General features: G+C 74.5%; 14 protein-coding genes. 6 read left to right on the forward strand and 8 right to left on the reverse strand.

Features of this window, described 5'->3' with window-relative positions:
- The first annotated feature begins 41 nt into the window (after positions 1 to 41).
- Positions 42 to 3,686: a S8 family serine peptidase gene (locus GHR20_RS24715; RefSeq protein WP_153814408.1), complete on the forward strand. Its 3,645-nt coding sequence runs from the start codon at positions 42 to 44 to the stop codon at positions 3,684 to 3,686.
- Here GHR20_RS24715 and GHR20_RS24720 read toward each other — a convergent pair.
- The 3 genes from GHR20_RS24720 to GHR20_RS24730 all read right to left on the reverse strand — a co-directional run bounded on the left by GHR20_RS24720 (position 3,683) and on the right by GHR20_RS24730 (position 7,760).
- Entirely contained in the window at positions 3,683 to 5,134 is a 1,452-nt protein-coding gene (locus tag GHR20_RS24720) for a carboxyl transferase domain-containing protein (RefSeq protein ID WP_194858979.1), read from the reverse strand. The two genes, GHR20_RS24715 and GHR20_RS24720, sit on opposite strands and share 4 nt — an antisense overlap.
- Positions 5,127 to 6,614, reverse strand: a complete 1,488-nt coding sequence (locus GHR20_RS24725) for an acyl-CoA synthetase (protein WP_153814409.1) — start codon at positions 6,612 to 6,614, stop codon at positions 5,127 to 5,129. Before GHR20_RS24725 ends, GHR20_RS24720 begins: the two co-directional genes overlap by 8 nt.
- A gap of 114 nt (positions 6,615 to 6,728) precedes the next feature.
- Positions 6,729 to 7,760 (reverse strand): MerR family transcriptional regulator, encoded by a 1,032-nt coding sequence (locus GHR20_RS24730; protein WP_153814410.1) that lies wholly within the window; start codon positions 7,758 to 7,760, stop codon positions 6,729 to 6,731.
- Between the two features lie 134 nt (positions 7,761 to 7,894).
- Here GHR20_RS24730 and GHR20_RS24735 point away from each other — a divergent pair, with 134 nt between their 5' ends.
- Positions 7,895 to 8,776, forward strand: a complete 882-nt coding sequence (locus GHR20_RS24735) for a hypothetical protein (protein ID WP_153814411.1) — start codon at positions 7,895 to 7,897, stop codon at positions 8,774 to 8,776.
- On the opposite strand, the gene GHR20_RS24740 is transcribed toward GHR20_RS24735, so the two are convergent.
- From GHR20_RS24740 to GHR20_RS24755, 4 genes are all read right to left on the reverse strand, one after another.
- Positions 8,773 to 9,351 carry a hypothetical protein gene (locus GHR20_RS24740; protein ID WP_153816119.1) on the reverse strand — a complete coding sequence of 193 codons (579 nt, stop codon included), beginning with the start codon at positions 9,349 to 9,351 and terminating at the stop codon, positions 8,773 to 8,775. The two genes, GHR20_RS24735 and GHR20_RS24740, sit on opposite strands and share 4 nt — an antisense overlap.
- 17 nt (positions 9,352 to 9,368) lie before the next feature.
- Positions 9,369 to 10,598, reverse strand: a complete 1,230-nt coding sequence (locus tag GHR20_RS24745) for an MAB_1171c family putative transporter (protein ID WP_153814412.1) — start codon at positions 10,596 to 10,598, stop codon at positions 9,369 to 9,371.
- The gene (locus GHR20_RS24750; RefSeq protein WP_194858980.1) at positions 10,595 to 11,200 is read right to left on the reverse strand and encodes a toxin-antitoxin system, toxin component family protein; all 606 of its coding nucleotides are present in this window, start codon (positions 11,198 to 11,200) and stop codon (positions 10,595 to 10,597) included. Before GHR20_RS24750 ends, GHR20_RS24745 begins: the two co-directional genes overlap by 4 nt.
- Before the next feature lie 85 nt (positions 11,201 to 11,285).
- The gene (locus GHR20_RS24755; RefSeq protein ID WP_153814413.1) at positions 11,286 to 14,231 is read right to left on the reverse strand and encodes a beta-galactosidase; all 2,946 of its coding nucleotides are present in this window, start codon (positions 14,229 to 14,231) and stop codon (positions 11,286 to 11,288) included.
- A gap of 75 nt (positions 14,232 to 14,306) precedes the next feature.
- On the opposite strand from GHR20_RS24755, the gene GHR20_RS24760 reads away from it, so the two are divergent.
- Positions 14,307 to 14,765 (forward strand): Rrf2 family transcriptional regulator, encoded by a 459-nt coding sequence (locus GHR20_RS24760; protein ID WP_111582139.1) that lies wholly within the window; start codon positions 14,307 to 14,309, stop codon positions 14,763 to 14,765.
- Between the two features lie 31 nt (positions 14,766 to 14,796).
- On the opposite strand, the gene GHR20_RS24765 is transcribed toward GHR20_RS24760, so the two are convergent.
- Positions 14,797 to 15,843 carry an AsnC family transcriptional regulator gene (locus GHR20_RS24765; RefSeq protein WP_148023871.1) on the reverse strand — a complete coding sequence of 349 codons (1,047 nt, stop codon included), beginning with the start codon at positions 15,841 to 15,843 and terminating at the stop codon, positions 14,797 to 14,799.
- A 125-nt stretch (positions 15,844 to 15,968) separates the two neighbouring features.
- On the opposite strand from GHR20_RS24765, the gene GHR20_RS24770 reads away from it, so the two are divergent.
- The 3 genes from GHR20_RS24770 (at position 15,969) to GHR20_RS24780 (ending at position 19,605) form a co-directional block, all read left to right on the forward strand.
- The gene (locus tag GHR20_RS24770) at positions 15,969 to 17,483 is read left to right on the forward strand and encodes a DHA2 family efflux MFS transporter permease subunit (protein ID WP_153814414.1); all 1,515 of its coding nucleotides are present in this window, start codon (positions 15,969 to 15,971) and stop codon (positions 17,481 to 17,483) included.
- 170 nt (positions 17,484 to 17,653) lie between these two features.
- Positions 17,654 to 18,328, forward strand: coding sequence for a hypothetical protein (locus tag GHR20_RS24775; protein ID WP_153814415.1), 675 nt, complete (start codon positions 17,654 to 17,656; stop codon positions 18,326 to 18,328).
- A 116-nt stretch (positions 18,329 to 18,444) separates the two neighbouring features.
- Positions 18,445 to 19,605 carry a serine hydrolase domain-containing protein gene (locus tag GHR20_RS24780; protein WP_153814416.1) on the forward strand — a complete coding sequence of 387 codons (1,161 nt, stop codon included), beginning with the start codon at positions 18,445 to 18,447 and terminating at the stop codon, positions 19,603 to 19,605.
- Positions 19,606 to 19,609 lie beyond the last annotated feature (4 nt).

Below are 19,609 nucleotides of genomic sequence, written 5' to 3' on the forward strand. Positions count from 1 at the left end.
GCGCGACCCGGACAGGGAAGAGCACGTGGAAGAGGGCGTGGATGACCAGAGGAGCAGTCGGACGCCGGGCGGCGCTGCTGTCGGCGGGGCTCGTGCTGGCCGCGGTGCCGGTCCCCGGGGCGGTCGCCGCGCAGGGGGCGGCACCGGTGGTGAAGGCCGCGCCGGGGGAGCGGTCCGGGCCCGCCCCGAAGACCGTCACCCTGGTCACCGGCGACCAGGTGACCGTCACCGGCCTCGGACACGGCAGGAAGACCGTCACCGTCGAGCGCCCGCCCGGCGCCACCGGAGCCGTACGCACGCAGGCGAGCGACGGCGACCTCACCGTCGTACCGGACGAGGCACTGCCCTACCTGCGCTCCGGGAAGCTGGACCGGCGGCTGTTCGACGTGAGCGCGCTGATCCGGCAGGGACTCACCGACACCCGGGCCGGCTCCCTGCCCCTGATCGTCGGTTACGGCGAGGGCACCCGCGTCCCCGCCGCCGCCCCGGCCGGCACCACGCGCACCCGGAGCCTGCCCAGCCTGCGCGGCGCGGCCGTCGAGGCGGGCAAGGGGCGTACGTTCTGGCGGTCGTTCACCCGCGGTGACGGGGTCGACCGGGTGTGGCTGGACGGACGGGTGACGGCCGACATGGCCGGGAGCAACGCCCAGATCGGCACGCGGGCCGCGTGGGACGCGGGGCTGACCGGCAAGGGCGTCACCGTCGCCGTGCTCGACTCCGGCGCCGACCTGACCCACCCCGACCTCGTCGACCGGATCGGCCGGACCGCGAGTTTCGTCGACGGCGAGGAGGTCGCCGACCGCGACGGCCACGGCACCCATGTCACCTCCACCGTCGGCGGCAGCGGCGCCGCCTCCGGCGGCAAGGAGAAGGGCGTGGCGCCGGACGCCACCCTCGCGGTCGGCAAGGTGCTCAGCGACGCGGGCTCGGGCAGCGAGTCGCAGATCATCGCCGGGATGGAGTGGGCCGCCCGGGACGTGCGCGCCCGGATCGTCTCCATGAGCCTCGGCTCCAGCGACCCGGGCGACGGCACCGACCCGATGTCCCAGGCCCTCGACAGCCTCTCCCGGGAGACCGGCGCGCTCTTCGTCGTGGCCGCCGGGAACACCGGCGCGCCCTCCTCCATCAGCTCGCCCGGCGCCGCCGACGCCGCCCTGACCGTCGGCGCGGTCGACCCCGCCGACCGGCCCGCCTCCTTCACCAGCGCGGGCCCCCGCGCGGGCGACGACGCCCTCAAGCCCGACCTGTCCGCCCCCGGCGTCGGCATCCTCGCCGCCCGCTCCCAGCTCACCGACGGCAGCGGCTACTACACGACCATGAGCGGTACGTCGATGGCGACACCGCACGTCGCCGGGGTGGCCGCGCTGCTCGCGCAGGAGCATCCCGACTGGACCGGCGCCCAGTTGAAGGACGCCCTGATGTCGACCTCCGAACAACTCGGCTTCTCCGCCTACACGGTGGGCGCCGGACGGGTGAGCGTCCCCGACGCCGTACGGGCCACGGTGACCGCCACCGGCAGCGCCGACCTCGGCTTCTGCCGCTGGCCCTACCCCGCGGACAAGCCGGTCACCCGGACCCTGACCTACACCAACTCCGGTGACCAGGCGGTCCACTTGACCCTGGCGGCCCAGGGCGCCCCGGACGGCGTCGCCACCCTCGCCGACTCCTCCCTCACCGTCCCCGCGCACGGCACCGCCACCACCACCGTCACCGGCGACGGCGCCCAGGCGCCGGTCGGCACCACCAGCGGCCAGATCGTGGCCGCCGACGACACCGGCGCGGTGCGCGCGCACACCGTGTTCGGGCTGGTCAAGGAGGACGAGCGGTACACCCTCACGGTCCATGTGAAGGACCGCGCGGGCGCCCCCGCGGCCGCCGACCTCACCGTGCGGCGGCTCGCCCCGGACGCGGACCCCGAGTCCGACCACGTCGACGGCTCCGGCACGCTCGGACTCCGCCTGAAACCGGGCACCTACGCCCTCACGTCGTTCCTCGACGTGCACGGCAGCCACGGCGCCGACTCGCTCGGCCTCGGCTTCCTCGCCGCGCCCGAGATCGCCCTCGACCACGACCGCGAAGTCACCCTCGACGGCACCAGGTTGCGCGAGATCAAGGCGGCGGTCCCGCGCCGCACCGAGACCCATCAGCTCCTGATGGAGTACGACCGCGCCGAGAACGGCGCCGACCTGTCCGGCGCGGTCCAGGTGCCCCTCGCCTACGACAGCGTCTTCGCCGCGCCCACGCCCCCGGTCACGAAGGGCGGCTTCGAGTACCGCACGGTGTGGCGGCTGGCGAAGCCGCGGCTGGAGGTCAGGGGGATCGGCGAGGCGACGGTCCAGTCGGGCGGCACCCTGACCGCCGGACGGCGGCGGCTCCCGCTGGTGGACGCCGGCGCCGGCCCCGTGCCCGCCTCCGCCGCCGGCAAGGCGGTGCTGGCCCGCCTCGCCGACGGCGCGGACCCGCCGGCGCTCGCCCGGGCCGCGCAGGACGCGGGCGCCAGGGCGCTGTTCGTCACGGACGACGCGCCGGGGCGGCTGATGGACTGGTGGGGCAACGACGACAACACCGACCGCCCGCTGCTGATCGCCACGGTGGACCAAGCGGACGCGGCCCGCCTGCGGGCGTCCTCGACGGTCGACCTGACCGGCACGCCCGACTCTCCCTACGTGTACGACCTGTCCGAGGGCCACACCGGGGCGATCCCCGACCACGACCTCACCTACCGGCCCGCACCGGGCCGACTCGCCGCCCTGCACGTGTCGTTCCACGCGGCGCGGCCGACGACCGGCGGCGAGTTCCGCTACTCCCTCACCGATGCCTTCCCCGTCGGCATCGGCTTCCAGGAGAGCGTCGACCTGCCCGCCGGGCGCACGGACTACGTCTCCGCCGGCCCCGGCCAGCTGTGGACCGAGTCCGTCACGATCGGCATGGGCACCCTGGAGGAGCGCAGCGGTCCGGTCCGCTACCGGGGCGGCAGCCGGCCCCGGCTCCACTGGTTCCAGCCGGTGTGGCACCCCTGGCTCGGCACCGGGCTCGGCTGGGGCGAGCAGCGCACCGGGGACCAGATCCAGCTGAACACGCCCGGCTGGGGCGATTCCGGCCCCGACCACACCGGGTTCGGCGATGTCTGGGGCGACAGCGGGATGACCCAGACCACCTCCGTCTACCAGGACGGCACCCTCGCCGACAGCGAGTCCGGCCCGACCGCGTTCGTCCGGGACGCGCCGGACGACGCGCACACGTTCCGGGTGGTGACCGACACCGCCCTCGACGCGGACCACTGGACGCTCACCGCCCGGGGGCACACCGAGTGGACGTTCCGGTCGGCCCGGACACCGGACGACCACGCGACGACGCTGCCGCTGATCAACCTCTCCTACGGCCTGGACACCGACCTCGCGGGCACGGTGCCCGGCGGGCGGCGGCTGCCGGTGACGCTGGGCGCGGGCTATCTGGCGGGCGCCACCGGGACGGGCACGCTCGGCGGGGGCCGGCTGGAGGTGTCGTACGACGAGGGCGCGAGCTGGCGGGAGGTACGGCTGACCGGCGCCGGGGCGTCCTGGCACGGGACGCTGGCGGTGCCGGGCGGGGCGACGTCCGTCTCGCTGCGGGCGTCGGCCCGGGACGACAGGGGCGCCTCGGTCGCGCAGGAGATCGTCAGGGCGGTGGGGGTGAGACAGCCCTAAGGGGCGCTGTCCTGAACGGAGTTCCGCACGATGCCCCGGATGATCCCCAGCTCCAGCAGGTCCTGCGGGCGGATGCGGAGCTGGTCGGCGGTGCTCTCGATCTCCTCTCGCGGGCGCTTGAGGATGGCCGCCGCCAGCTCCGGGGCGATCACCGAGAAGTAACTGTCCGGCGTGGCCCAGGTGTTGCCCGGCGCGGCCAGGGCGAGGGCGCCGCCGGAGCCGCCCTCGCCGATCACCAGCGTGGTCACCGGCACCCGCGCCCCGGCCACCGCCCCGAACACCTCGGCGATGGCCGCACCGGCCCCCTGTCGCTCGGCCTCGGCGTCGTTCGCGGCGCCCGGGGTGTCCACCAGCGTCAGCACCGGTACCCCGAACCGGTCCGCCAGCCGGATCAGCCGCGCCGCCGTACGGTACCCGGCGGGCCGCGTCCCGGCCCCGGTCTGCGCGGCGAACGCGACCGTACGGCCCTGATGTTCACCGAACCCGCAGAGGATGCCGTCGGGGTCGGTACCGCCGCACCGGTCGCCGCTGAGGGGGACACGGGTGGTGAAGTAGGCGTCCAAGTAGGCGTGGGCGCGCGGACGTTCGGGGGAGCGGGCGCGCTGCACGGCGGACCAGCCGGTGTCGGGGAGGCCGGTCGGGGCGAGAGCCGCGGGGACGGGGGCCGGGACGGGCGGGGGCCGGTCGGCGGGGGTGGACGCGGGGACGGACGGCGGCCGGCCCGCCGGGCCGGTCGCGGTCGGGGTCGGCGCCGGGGCCTGGCCGTCCGTCCCGGACAGCAGCCGCAGCCACACCCCCAGGACCTCCCGCACGTCCTGCGGTCGTACGACCGCGTCCGCCGCCCCCGCCGCGACCTGGGCCTCGGCCGTGTACGCGGCCGGGTCGGCGTCGGACGGGCGGACGCGGGAGCCGGCGAAGCCCACCTGGGCGCCGGGGAGGGCGAGGACGATGTCGGCGCCCGCGCCCAGGGTGGCCCAGCCGCCGCCCGTGGTGGGGTCGCGCAGCACGGCGATCTGGGGCAGTCCCGCCGCCCGGGTGAGCGCCGACTGGCGGGCGACCCGCTGGAGCTGGGTCAGCGCGACCATGCCCTCCTGCATCCGGCTGCCCCCGGTCGCGATCAACGGCACGACGGGCAGCCGGTGTTCACGGGCGTGCGCGTACGCCGCCTCCAGCCGGTCCCCGGTGCGCTCGCCCAGGGAGCCGCCGAGGAAGCCGAACTCGAAGGCGATCAGCACGGCGCGGGTGCCCCCGACGGTGGCGGTGCCGCAGACGACGGACTCCGCCTCGCCGGTGCGTTCGGCGGCGCGGGCGCGCGAGGCGTCGTACCCCTGCCAGGCGAGTGGGCCGTCGGTCCCGGACTCGCGTGCCGGGGACGGGAGTTCGGCGAAGGTGCCGCCGTCCGTGACGAGGGCCAGCACCTCGCGCGCGGTGCGCCGCTGATCAGGCATCGGTACCGGTGTCGATATCGGCGTGGGCATGGGCGTCGGTATCGGTGAGGGCCCGCTTCATGATCTTCCCCATGTCGTTGCGGGGCAGGACGTCCAGGTGGCGCACGACGCGGGGCCGCTTGTGCGGGGCGAGCCGGCGGGCCACATGACCGGCCAGCTCCTCGACGTCCGGCGGGCTTTCCGGATCGGCCGGGACGATCCAGGCGACGATCCGCTCGCCCAGGTCCGCGTCCGGCTCCCCGGTGACCGCCGCCTCCCGGACGCCGGGGTGATCCAGGAGCGCGTTCTCGATCTCGCCCGCGCCGATCTTGTAACCGCCGCTCTTGATGAGGTCGGTGGCCTTGCGCCCGACGATCCGCACATAGCCGTCCGGCTCGCGCACGGCCATGTCGCCGGTGCGGAACCAGCCGTCGGCGGTGAACGCGGCGGCGGTGGCGTCCGGCCGGTTCAGGTACTCGGTGAACAGGTTGGGCCCGCGGACCTGGATCTCCCCGACGCTCTCCCCGTCGCGGGCGCCGATCTCGCTCCCGTCCTCCTCCACGAGCCGCAGCTCCACGCCGGGCAACGGCACACCGACCGTGCCCGCGCGGGCCTCGCCGTCCGCGCGGACGCTGGTGTTCATCAGGGTCTCGGTCATGCCGTACCGCTCGACGACCCGGCGTCCGGTGGCCGCCGCGATCCGCTCATGGTCGTGGACCGGCAGCGCGGCCGAGCCGGAGACCAGCAGCCGGGCCCCGGCGAGCGCCTTGGCCAGCCCGGGGTCGCCGGGCAGGGTCTCGGCGATGCGGTGGTACATCGTCGGCACCCCGAACAGCATGGTCGCGCCGTCGGACAGGGCGCGGGCCACGCCCTCCGTGGAGAAGCGCCCCAGGTGCCGCACCGAGCCGCCGCGGCGCAACGGGCCGAGAACGCCGAGCACGAGCCCGTGCACATGGAAGAGCGGCAGCCCGTGCACCAGCACATCGGCCTCGGTCCACTGCCAGGCGTCGGCGAGCGCGTCGAGGGTGGAGGTGAGGGCCCGGCGGGGGAGGACGGCGCCCTTGGGCGGGCCGGTGGTGCCGGAGGTGTAGACGACGAGGGCGGGGGCGTCGTCCGGGAGTTCGGGGTGCGGGAAGTCCGCGCGGGCGTCGGCGTCGACATCGGCGCGCGCCAAGTCGCCCAGGGCTGCGGGCAGTTGGGTGTCCGGGGCCGCGAGGACGAGGGAGGGGGCGCTGTCGGAGACGATGTGGGCCAGCTCCTTCTCCCCGGACCTGGGGTTGAGCGGCACGGCGGCGGCACCGGCGAGCAGGACGCCGACGACGGCGACCACGGTCTCCAGCTCGGGCGTCGCCCACACGGCCACGCGCTCGCCCCGGCGGACCCGCCGCGCCACCGCCCCGGCGGCGTCCGCGAGCCCGCCGTACGTCAACGACCGCTCACCGAACTCCACCGCGACCCGCTCCCGCGACCCACCGGCAAGCCCAGCAAAAAGTGAGGACACCGCACGCACCCCTTCACGCTCGCGACCATTCAGCCCCTTCCTACACCAGGATCGATGCCGGGACGACAGTGCCGCCCCCGAGGTGGGCGCGGGGGCGGCGCCGTCCCGGCGGTCTCAGCCCGCGGCGGCGGTCACGTCGGCGACGACACACGTCACGTTGTCCGGCGCCCCGGCCGCCAGCGCCGCATCGACCAGTTCCTCCGGCCCGGCCGCCGACGCCAGCAGTTCCCCGATCCGGGCATCGGGCACGGCCTCCGTGAGACCGTCGGAGCACAACAGGTACCGGTCCCCCGGCAGCGGCTCCTGCAGGCGCAGGTCCGGCACGGGATCCGCGCCACCGGTCAGCGCCTTGTACAGCAGCAGATCCTGGGGCGAGACCCGGTGGTCCTGCGTGATCCGGTACAGCTCCCCGCCCCGCAGCAGATACGCCCGCGAATCCCCGATGTGGGCGAGCGCCAGCCGGGACCCCGTCCACAGCAGCGCCGTGAGCGTGCTGCCGTCCTCGCCCGTGCCGCCCGCCAGATCCGCCACCGCCGTCCCCGCGGCGCGCACCGCGTCCTCCAGCGCCCCGAGCACCCCCAGCTCTCCCAGCTCGCCGTCCACGGGCAGCGACTCCGCCTCGTCCAGGTACCGCAGCGCTTCCACCGCCGCCCCGCTCGCCGCGAGACCCGCGGGCCCGAACCCGTCGGCGACGGCGAGCAGCCTGCGGCCCGCGTAGAGGGTGTCCTGGTTGGCGGGGCGGACGAGCCCGCGGTCGGTGTGCGCGCAGTGCCGCAGTTCCAGCGTCGTCATGGGGTCCCTCTCCGATGTGTCGGCCGTGCCGGTCAGCTGGTCGACGAGGAAGGCCGCGAGATCCCGCCGCACGGCCGTCTGCGCCTCGACGCGCGCCCAGTACGCGCCGATCTCCCGAGCGGCCTCGCCCGGTCGCAGCGCGCACACGGCGCGTATCTCGGCGAGCGGCATGCCGAGCCGCCGCAGCCAGGCCACGAGCCGTGCCCGCCCCAACTGCCCGGCGGTGTAGTACCGGTAGCCGGTCTCCGGGTCGACCCGGGCGGGCCGCAGCAGCGCCAGTTCGTCGTACAGCCGCAGCGCCTTCGGCGACAGCCGGCTCACCCTGGCGAACGCCCCGATCGTCAGCAGTTCCATCGCGCCCCCGTCCCTCGTCGTCCACCACCGATGCTGGGGCTTCACCAAAGGTGAAGGTCAAACCCCCTGTCCCGGTTCCGGGCCGCTTGTTAGCCTCGCGGGTGTTCGAACGTCGTACGACAGGGAGTCCCGCCGTGCCCCGCATAGCCCTCGCCACCTACGACCCCGGCACCGCCCCGAGCAGGGACGCGGACCTGCCGGTGCTGGTGCGGGCGCTGACCGACGCCGGCGCGCACGCGGACGCCCCCTACTGGGACGACCCCGGGATCGACTGGCCGTCGTACGACCTGGTGGTCGTCCGCTCCACCTGGGACTACAGCTGGCGCGCGACGGAGTTCACGGCCTGGCTGGAGCGGGTGGCCGCGGCGACCCGGATCGCGAACCCCGTCGAGGTCATCCGCTGGAACCTCGACAAGCGCTACCTGGGCGAGCTGGCCGCGGCCGGCGTCCCCACCGTGCCGACGAGCTACCTCGCCCCGGGTGAGGACGGCGCCCCGGTCCTGCCCGCGGACCACGAGTACGTGATCAAGCCGACCTCCGGCGCGGGCGCCCGCTTCGCCGCCCGCTACACGCCCGCCGACCACGAGACGGCCGTACGGCACCTCGCGCGGATGCACGCCGAGGGCTTCACCGCGATGGTGCAGCCCTATCTCCAGGGCGTCGACGTCACCGGTGAACGCGCCCTCCAGTTCTTCGGCGGCCGCCTGCTGCACGCCAGCCGCAAGGGCGCCGTCCTTTCCCCCGGCACCCCGTACGACGCCGCCAAGGTCGCCCACCCCGACCTCACCCCCTGGCAGCCGACGGACGCCGAACTCGCCGTGGCGGAAAAGGCGTTGGCGGCCGTGCCCGGCTCGACCGCGCCCCTCCTCTACGCCCGCGTGGACCTCGCCGACGGCCCGGACGGCGCACCCCGCCTGATGGAACTCGAACTGGTCGAACCCAACCTCTTCCTCTTCCTGCACCCGGACTCCCTGCCCCGGACCGCCGCCGCGATCCTCGCCGAGGCGACGGCTTAGGACCCCCGGGGCCGTGCGGCCCCGGTGCGCTGGAGCAGGCCCCAGGTGAACTCGGCGACCATCTCGTGGGGGACGCCGTCCCGGTCCGGCGCGGTGAAGGCGAGGCCCCAGCGGGTGGGGGCGGTGCCCTCCAGGGGGCGGGCCGGGGGGAAGGCGCGGGCGACCTCGTCCACGGTGCAGGACCAGGGGGCGAGGTCCTCGACGGTGCGCAGGGCGGGGGCCGCGGCGCCGGGTGCCCGTACGAGCCACTCGTTCCACACGGCGCCGTCGGGACCCACCAGCACCTCGAACCGGAGGCCGGGCCACAGCGGGAGCGCCCACCGGCGGGCCTCGCAGTCGACGTCCCCGAGCGTGCGGGGCTCGACGCTCTCGGGCTCCCCGAGCACCGACCGGTACCGCGCCGCCGCGCCCCGCGCCCGCGGCGACCGCACCATCGCCTGCCAGCGCTTGTTGGCCTCCCGCATCTCGCCGACCGAGACCCCCAGCGTCCTGCGGGCCTCGTCCACGAGCTCCGGTTGGTGATCGGCCATACGACGCAGCAGCACCAGCTGGAAATCAAGAGTCACGCCACCCATGGTGCCCGGTCGGTGTGTCACTCCGGCACCGTGATGCTCGGCGGAGCCGGCGCGGCCGCCGCCAGCGCACGGACCGCCGCCACGTCCGCCGGGCGGCGCAGCGCCGCGGAGATGGCCGCGATGTCCCGCAGGAGCACCGTGGGGTCGGCGTCCCCCGGCACCGGACGCCCGCCGTTCTCGATCGCGCCCAGGACGCCCACCGCCGCCGACACCGCGCGGGCCCGCGCCGCCGGGTGGCCCAGCGCGATCGCCGCCGCGTACGCCCGGTCCGTCAGGCCCGTGTCCAGATGGCGGGCGAGCGGCAGCAGCGCGTCGCGGATGTACGTCTCCCGGCGGATCAGCCGGAGCTCCGCCGTGGCCCGCAGCGAGAACCGGGGCCCCGCACCCGTCGCCGACCGCAGCACCCGGTACAGCGGCCCGAGCCCCCGGTACGCCCGCCGGAGCCGGTACCGGTCGTGCAGGGCCTGCCCGGCATGCGGCAGGATGAAGCCCGCCGCCAGCAGGATCGCGGAGAGCGAGGCCACCGGCGGCGCCAGATTCGTGCTGAGCCAGTCCGGGTCCCGGCCCGTCCACCGCGCGACCACCGCCGTCACCTTGGCCGCGTCGTACAGCAGGCTCAGCGCGTACCCCCCGCCCAGCAGCCGCAGCCCCCACCGCAGCCACGCGTCCAGCCCCCGGTCCCGCACCCAGTCCCAGATCACCCGGGAACTCAGCGCACAGGCGACGGTGTGGGCCAGCAGATAGAGCAGGATCTCCTCGCGCATGAACGGCGTACGGGCGTAGTACGTGTCCAGGTCCCGCACCCGCTCCACCGGCACGTCGGCCAGCAGGAACAGCACCCACAGCGCGGCCACCACCAGGGTGTACCCCGACCCGATCCACCAGGTCGCCCGCCGGGCGCGGGCCGGCCGGCCGGCCCGCCCGGCCCGGCCGTTGCGCCAGGTGACGATGAACAGCAGCCCCGCCCCGGAGTTCGCGGTGATCAGCGAATAGCACCAGGGCGCCGCGAAGTTGGGCACCCCGGTGAGCACGTTCATCCGGTGGATCATCGACGGCACGCAGAACACGAACACCGTGCAGGCGAACAGGAGCATCCCGCCGACCGCGCGCAGCAGCGGGTCCCGCCACAGCCGGATGATCGTGGGCAGCTTCAGCAGCAGCGCGACGGTCAGCAGCGCCGCCGGAATCCAGAAGGAGATGTACAAGCGGCCGAGCAGCACCGAGGGATCCAGTGCCAGCGTGCTCACCGCGCCGCTCCGCCCCGCCCGCGATAGCCGAGGGCACGCTGCAAGGGGTCCTGCGGGGTGTCCCCGGACCCGCCGGGCCGGGCCCGGAACAGGGTGGCGAGCCGGTGCCCGAAGTCGTCCGCCTCGGCCTCGTCCGTCTCCCGGGACCCGTTGCGCGCGGCCACCGTGAGCGCGGTGTCCGGCCAGCCGGGCGCCTCGGCGAAGGCGCGGGCCGCCGCGTCACCGGCGAGGTGGTGGTGCCGGTGCCCGGCGTGCAGGTGCCACAACTCGTGTCCGAGAATGACCAGTTGCTGCACGTCCTCGGCCCGGTCCTCCACGATGACCAGGTCGAAGTCGGCGAACTCCACCCACAGCCCGGTCACTTCGATCTCGTCCGGGAAGCGCTCGAAGCGCAGCTCCAGCGGCCGGCCGCCGCGCAGCGCGCTCATCTCCTCGCACAGCGCCCGGCACAACCCCCGTACGTCGTCGGGTGCTTCGGGCCGGGCGCGGACCGCCGAGGCCAGTTCGCCGGCGAGCGAACGCATGGCCGTGCCGGAGCCGCCGGGGCGTCGCAGTCGTGCGGTCAGCTGTGCCGCCCGCTGTCGCGCGCCCGCGATGCCCATCCGTTCCCTTTCCCGCCGTCCGTCGCCGCCCCATCGAGCCTACGCGCCGGGATATGCCCACGTCACGCGATCCCGGGGGCGTGGTTCACGACACAACCAACCCTCCCGCGGCCTTGCCCAGCAGCGTCAGCCGGACCTCGCCCGGACCCGACAGCGTGGTGAACTCGGACAGCACGGCCAGCGCGAGCGTGTTCTCGCCGCGCGTCCGCAGCACCCCGTTGGGCAGCGCGAACGTGTGCTGCGGGCCCACGTTGTTGACGTACTGGCCCATGTTCCAGCCGTTGAGGAAGATCTGCGCCCGGTAGGCCCGGTACGGGTCGTCCTGAAGGGTCAGCCCGATCGAGGCGTCCACATCGCCGGGCACGGCCAGCCGGAAGGACGTCCGGTACCAGGTCACCCCCTGGTACCGCTCGGCGCGCGGGAAGTCCACGGACTCCCAGTCGCCGTCCCGGAACCCCGGCAGATGCCAGCCCGAACGCTCGCCGTGCAGCCCGCCGTTGTTCAGCGGTCCGCGCACCGGGTCCGGGCGGCCCTCGCCCTGGATACGCCAACTCACCTTCGGCGAAGCCCCCTTGAAGACCGCCGCCGTGAGGCCCCGCGCGGCCTTGTGGGTGTCGTCCGCCTTGCCGTCCTGGTCGCGCTGCATCCGCCGGACCAGGACGGACAGCACATGCCGGCCGGGCGAGCGCAGCGCGTCGCGCACCGGGAACGCGGCCGTCTCCGACCAGGTCCCCTTGCGGATCGTGGCGGCGTCCGGCACCGGCATCCGGTGCGTGCCCAGCGGCTCCCCGTCCAGCCACGCCATCAACAGCCCCTGGGTGCCGGTGCTGTAGCCGAGCGCGACCTCCGAGATGTCGCCGGAGTCGTCGAAGACGCCCCGGTACCAGACGTCCCCGTAGTGGAAGCCGTAGTCGTCGGCGAACAGCACCGGCTGACCGTCCGGGACGGCCGACGTGCTGTACGACGTCTTCCTGTCCGCCCTCTTCCACGCCGAGTCGTCGTAGCTCGGGCCCACTTCGGGGTTCTCGCGGCACATCCGCCACTTCCCGAGCGCGGGCAGTCGGACCTCCGGTACCCGGGGCAGCATCTCGGTGGTCATCAGGCTGCCGGACATCGTCACCCGGGTGGCCAGCTTCCGCCCGTTCCACACCAGGCCGGAGATGCCGCGCGGCCCCCACACCTCCACGCTCGTCGGATCGGTGACGTCACCCGTCAAGTGCACCTCGGAGCCACGCAGTTCGACATGGCGCAGCAGCTGGGGGCCGTACACCAGCAGCGACCCGGACGGGGTGTCGTACGGGAACAGCCGTACGGAGGTGGCGTCGTCGGCGAAGAGGAGGAGCAGCGGGGTGCCGGTGTCGCCCTTCTCCACCAGCACGCGGATCAGCCCGCTCTGCCCGAGGGGCGCGTTCACATGCAGGCCCGAGTCGTCCACGCCCCAGGCGGCCTCCGGGTCGAGCCGCATGACGTCCGGGTCGGTGTCGCACTCCAGGACCAGCTCGGCCATCTCGCCCTTGCGGCCGGTGAACACGGCGACGTCCTGCCGTCCGGCGGTCAGGCACATGGCCGGCTGCACGGTCGCGTACTTCAGCTTCCGGCTGCCCAGCGACAGACCGGTGGCCAGCAGCTTGGCGTCCTTGCCCGGCACGGTGATCCGCACCCGCCCCTCGGCGGTGGGCAGATCGGCGGCCACCGGCTCGGCCGCGTCGTTGCGCGCGATGTACACATGGGCGCCGGTGTCCGGGTTGGTCAGGTGGTAGACCTTCAGCCCCTTGACGCGCACCTCCGCCGCGCGGTCCAGCTTGGCGAAGTCGGGAACGCGTTGCAGCAGATGCCCGAGCTGGTGCATCGGGGCGATCTTCGCGGTGACGTTGCGGGCCTCGTCGATCGCGGCGCCGTAGTCGTACGACGTGTAGACGACCGGCGCGGGCAGCCAGCCCCAGGAGGTGCCGCCGAAGGTCATGTAGACGTTGTGCAGCGTGATGCCGTTGGCCAGGTTGGTCAGGTAGAAGCGGCGCTCGTAGGCGGAGTCCCGGGTGCGTCGGGCCTCGGCGTACCCCTTGCCGTCGTAGAAGGAACCGCCCCACGGGTCGAACCAGCCGCCGCCGAACTCCGGCACGAACCCGGGCGTGGCGGGCGAGGCGCTGGCGCCGCCCTTCGCCCCGCCGGGCCCGAACGTCCCCCAGTCCGGCGGGGTCTGGGACGGCGAGGGGTACCCGTCGAAGCCGTACAGCCAACCGCCGCGCTCGCCACCGGTGTCGAAGGAGCCGGGCTTCCAGTACCCGTTGCGCCCCTTGTCGTTGTGGAAGAGGGGCACGTCGATGCCGTCGGCGCGCACCTTCTTGTACAGGTGGGACATGTAGGCGCGGCTGTCCGCCGACTCCACGTGGGCGTCGAACTCGTTCTCGATCTGGTAGAGCAGCACGGTGCCCTTGCCCTGCGTGAACAGATGCTCGCGGGCGATCCTGTTCACCCGCGTCAGCCACTCGTCCACATGGCCGAGGTACGTCGGGTCGGCGGAACGGGCCCGGCCCTTCGTCGCGGTCAGCCAGCCGGGGAAGCCGCCGCCGTCCACCTCGGCGTTGATGTACGGGCCCGGGCGCAGGATGACGTAGAGCCCGGTCTCGGCGGCCGTGCGCAGGAACCGGCCCAGGTCGCGGACGCCGGAGAAGTCGTACGAGCCCGGGGCGGGGGAGTGGTAGTTCCAGGCGACGTAGACGCTCACCGCGTTGTAGCCGTGCGCGCGCATCTTCTGCAGCACGTCCCGCCACAGGGCGGGGCTCGGCAGCCGGAAGGGGTGCAGTTCGCCGGACCACACGACCAGTCGTCTGCCGTCCACCAGCAGGGAGTAGCGGTCGTACCCGATGGTGTGGTGCTCGCCGTCCGCGCGCGGCGGCGCGGGCATCGGGCCGGTCGGCACGCTGCGGGCCGCGTACGCCGAGGGCGCCCCGGTTCCGCCGCTGCCGCCCAGGGCGAGGCCGAGCGCGGCCGAGCCGGACAGGGCACTGAAGGTACGTCTGCTGAGCGCCAAGGTGGGTCCTCCCGGCGGTCTTACGGGGCGCGGGTTCCGGCCATTCTCCACGCGAGGACGTCCCACAATGGATTCATGAGGATCTCGGCACGGGCGGATTACGCGGTACGGGCGGTACTGGAGCTGGCCGTACGGCAGGGTAACGGGCCGGTGAAGGCAGAGGAAATCGCGGCCGCGCAGGGCATCCCGCACAAGTTCCTGGAGGGCATCCTCGGCGACCTGCGGCGCGCCGGGATCGTGGACAGCCGGCGCGGCGGGGGCGGCGGCTACCGGCTCGCCCGCGCGGCCACGGCGATCACCGTGGCCGATGTCATCCGGGGCGTGGACGGCCCGATCGTCTCCGTCCGCGGCGAACGCCCGACGGGCCTCACCTACACCGGCACGGCCGAACCCCTGCTCCCGCTGTGGATCGCCCTGCGCGCGGGCGTCCGCCGCATCCTGGAGGGCGTGACGCTCGCGGACCTCGCCTCGGGCACCCTGCCGGACCCGGTCCGGGCGCTGGTGGCGGAACCGGCGGCGTGGGAGAACCCGTAGCGCCGGCCGGGGCCTTGGGCCGGCCCGGTCCTCACCCCTTCGGGCCGCGGGGCCGCTCCCCGCGGCCCGTGCCCGGCGGGCGGACGTAGGGCCCCGGGGCGGGCGTGAGGCGCCCCCCGGTGATCAGGGAACCGGCCTGCTTCAAGCCGCGGGCGCGGATGCTCACCTCGTAGCCGTCGATGTCCGGGATCGACGCGATCCGCCGGGTCAGGACGCGGTAGAGGTCGTCGGTGTCACGGCAGATGGCGACGGCCATGATGTTGTGCGGCCCGCTGATGGCACCGGCGAAGGCGATCTGGTCGTGCCGGGCGATCTCCTCGCCGACCGCCTCCAGGCGGTGCGGCGGGACACGCAGCCAGAGCGTGGCGTGCAGATGGTGCCCGAGCAGTTCGGGGAGCAGGTCCACGTCGTAGGAGAGGGTGCCGGACTCCTCCAGCGCCGCCAGCCGGCGCAGGACCCGGCCCTTGCTCCAGCCCGTCTCGGTCGCCAGCCGGGCATGGGTGGCACGGCCGTCCTCGGCGAGCGCGGCGAGCAGCGGCCGGTCCTCGTCCGTGATCTCCCGGTACGGCCCCGCCGGGGGTTCGGTGCCGGCGGTCAGCAGGGCCTGCTGCTCCGGGGTCAGAAGGCCGCCGTAGCCGTTCCATTCGGCGGACAGCCCGGTGCCGAAGTCGTGCAGGATCATGTCGATGTGCAGGTTCAGCACGGCCGAGGTGCGGGGGAGTTCCTTCAGCAGGACGGTGTCCCCGGATTCGCCCACCGAGGAGCGCAGCAGGCAGATGATCTCCGAGCCGCCCGAGGCGAGCCGTGCGTACGACACCTCGGGGCGGCGCGCCAGGGCCTCGGCCAGCGCCCCCACCCGGTCGGGCCGGCAGGCGATCCGGGCGACCCACTCGACCTGCCCGTACGAGGCCGGCGCGACCCGGCCGTGGACGCGGACCACACCGCTGCGCACCAGCGCCTGGTAGCGACGGGCGACGGTCTGCTCCGAGGCGCCCACGGCCTCGGCGATCCGGGCGAAGGGGGCACGGGCCGAGCACTGGAGGGCGCGGATGATCTGTCGGTCCATGGCATCGGGCATGAGTGGATCGTGCCATGAATGGGCCGGCTATGGAGGTTTTGGACCGGGGAGAGCGGGTGGGTTGGAGCAGGGTCCGGTGGTCGCCGAGGGTGAGGGCCGTACCCATGGAAAGGACGCGTGTTCCCATGCGCAAGTGGCTGCCCCTCCTGGCGGTCTGTCTCGGCTCGTTCATGCTGCTGATCGACGTCACCATCGTGAATGTCGCCCTCCCCGACATGTCCCTCGCCCTGCACAGCACGTTCGCCTCGCTGCAATGGGTGATCGACGCCTACGCCCTGGCCCTCGCCGTGGTGCTGCTCGGTGTGGGAGCGCTCGCCGACCTGACCGGGCACCGGCGCGTCTACCTGGGCGGCCTCGTGGCCTTCGCGCTCGCCTCCGCGGTGTGCGGCGCGGCGCCGAACCCGGGCCTGCTGATCGCCGCCCGTGCCGTGCAGGGGCTGGGCGGTGCCGCGATGTTCGCGACCGCCTTCCCGCTGCTGAACGCCTCCTACCAGGGGCGTGACCGGGGCACCGCGTACGGCGTGTGGGGCGCGGTCTCCGGCGCCGCCGCCGCGGTCGGCCCCGTCCTCGGCGGTCTGCTCACCGAGGCCGTCGACTGGCGGTGGATCTTCTACGTCAACATCCCGATCAGCGTGGTGGCGGTCCTGCTCGCGGTGAAGGCCCTCTCCGCGGACCGGCCCACGCCCGGGCGCCGGCCCGACTGGACGGGAACCGCGCTGTTCACCGTGGCCGCCTCGGCCCTCGTCCTGGCGGTGATCCGCGCCCAGGAGCACGGCTGGACCTCCGGCCCGGTGCTGGGCCTGTTCGCCCTCGCGGTCGTCGCCTTCGTCGTCTTCCTGGCCGTCCAGGTCCGCTCGTCGCACGCGATGCTCGACCTGTCCCTGTTCCGCAGCCGCTCGTTCACCGGGATCATGATCGCGTCGCTGACGGTGAACGTCGCGGCGTTCGCGATGCTCGCCTACACCTCGATCTGGCTTCAGTCCCTGCTCGGCCTGACTCCGCTGGAGGCGGGCCTGACCGGACTGCCGCTGTCCGTCGCCTCGTTCTTCACCTCGCTGGTCGTCGGCCGCTTCCTGCACGGCGCCCGCCCGCAGCTGCTGATAGGCGTGGGCATGGTGCTGATCGGCGCCGGCGCCCTGGCCGAGAGCCTGCTGATCGGCGCGGGCTCCGGCTGGACGGCGCTGATCGTCGGCTACGCGGTGATCGGCGTCGGTGTCGGCGCCACGCTGCCCACGCTGGGCTCCTCGGCGACCGCGGCGGTGGGCTGGCAGCGGGCCGGGATGGCCGCGGGCGCGACCAACAGCGCGCGCCAGCTGGGCCACGCCATCGGCATCGCCGTCCTCGGCAGCGTCTTCGCGTCCTCGTCGGCCGCGTGGCTCACCGACCACCACGTCCGGGGCGCCTCCGGCCTCGGCCGGGCCCTCTCCGGGGGCGGTGCCGGACACGTCCTGGCCGCCACCCCGGCCGCCGGCCGCGCCGAGCTGGCCGAAGCCCTGCACGGCGCCGCGGCGCACGCCCTGCGGGCCGGCTTCACCGTCGCCGGAGTCGTGGGCCTGGTCGCCGGTCTCCTGGCCCTGATCCTGATGCGCCCCGAGCGGGTCGCCCCGGTGGTGGAACCGGCGGTCGTCGCCCACGCCTGACCGGGCGGCACCACCCCCCCCCGCCCCGCCCCGGACACGTGACCCCGGCTCCGCCGCTCACCGAGTCCGGGCGCGGGGCGGCGCCTTTCGAGAATGTTTTCGATCTCGCACCAAACCTTCACAGCGGTGCCTAGGAACGTGACGCGCGTCGACCCTAGTCTTCCGGGCTCATGGACTACTGCCTCCCGTGCCGACGGCACCTCAACGGCGCCCTGGTCTGCCCGGGGTGCGGCACACCGGCCGAGCGCATACCCGGTCCGGCGGCGGCGGAGCCGGAGCCCGGGGCCTTTGCGCAGGGACCGGCGGACGGACGCCCGGAAGGGGAGCCGGCACCGGGCCGGGCGGAGCGGCGGAGCCGTAAGGCCGCCGCGCACCGGCGACGGCGTCGCCGTACCGTCCTCCTCGCCGCCGGGTTCCTGCTCGCGGCCGGCGGCCTCGGCCTCGCCGAACTCGGCACCGACGCGCCGCTGCCCTTCACCGGCGGCGGCACGGCCACCGTCAAGGACACCTCGGCCGACGACGGCGACTCCTCCACCCCCTCGGGTCGTACGACCGCTCCGCCGCGGGTCACCGTCGTCTCGGCGGCCTCCGGCGCGACCGCCTCCGCCGGCGGCTCCCCGTCGGCGAGTGCCTCCGGCCCGCCCTCCCCCTCCGCCGCCACCGGTACGACGAAGCCGCCACCCCCCGCCACCACCGGCCCCGGCGCGCCCGTCACCGCCCCCACCACCGCGCCCGCGACCGGGCCGACCGCCGTACCCCCCACCACCGCCCCCGCGACCTCCGCCCCGCCCCCGGCACCCTCCCCGACCCGCACCTGCGACCGCTTCCTGTGGTGGTGCGCCTGATCAGGGCCGCCTGAATTGCGCCTCTTTCATGCCATCGGCCGTTCGGGGCATCGATGACACCGAAGGACCTTCGCGGCGGTTGTGTCGTTACAGGGACAGGTTCTGAAGGAGAGCGGATGACGCAGGACATCGCCGTGCGCGGCACGGTCGCCGAGGGTTTCGAGGCGGTACGCGAGGAATTCGCCGCGTTAGTCGCGGACGAACGGGACGACTACGAGGGCCAGTTGTGCGCTTATGTGCGCGGGCGGTGCGTGGTGGACCTGTGGGCGGGCGAGACCGGGGCCGGTGACGCGCTGTACGGCGTGTTCTCGGCCACCAAGGGCGCAGCCCACCTGGTCACGGCGCTGCTGGCGCAGGACGGCACGCTGGAGCTGGATCGCAAAGTCACGTACTACTGGCCGGAGTTCGGGGCCGAGGGCAAGGGCGAGCTGACCCTGAGGGACCTGCTCGCGCACCGGGCCGGACTGGTCGGCACGGACACCGGGTTCACCCGCGCGGAGCTCGCGGACGACCGTGCGATCGCCGAACACCTCGCCGACCAGCGGCCGTTCTGGCGCCCGGGCGCCGCGTTCGGCTACCACGCCCTGGTCATCGGCGCGTTGACGGGCGAGGTGGTGCGCCGGGCGACGGGCCGGACGATCCAGGACCTGTACGAGGACCGGGTCCGCGCCCCCTACGGCCTCGACTTCCACCTGGGCCTGCCCGCCACCGCCGGCCCCCGCTTCCGTGCCCCCCGGCCGCTGCTCCCCACCCCCGGACAGCAGGCGCTCATCGACGCCTCGCCGCGCGGCCCGCACACCCTGGAGGCGATCGCCTTCAACCGGCACGGCGCCGAACCCACCGATCTGGAGCGGCTGTACGAGGACCCGCTGATCCGCGCCAAGGGCCCCGCCTCGGCGGGCGGGATCGCCTCCGCGCGGGGGCTCGCGCGGATGTACGCGGCGATGATCGGGGAGGTCGACGGCAAGGCGCCGCTGCTGAAGACGGACACCGTCGCCGAGTTCGGCCGGATCCACTCGGCCGGCTACGACCTCGTCACCCGCGACCACCGGTCCTTCGGCCTCGGCTTCCAGGCCACCGCCGACCTCTGGCACCCCTTCCTGGGCGCCGGCTCCGTGGGCCACAGCGGCGCCAACGGCACCCAGGCGTTCGCCGACCCGCACGCCGCACTGGCGTACGGGTACACCCGGCGGCGCTTCACCTTCCCGCACGGGGCCGCGCCGGAGAACGACCGGCTGGTACGGGCGGTGCACCGGGCGGCGACGGCCGTCGGGTGACGCC

It is taken from the genome of Streptomyces sp. SUK 48, from assembly GCF_009650765.1.
Classification (GTDB): domain Bacteria; phylum Actinomycetota; class Actinomycetes; order Streptomycetales; family Streptomycetaceae; genus Streptomyces.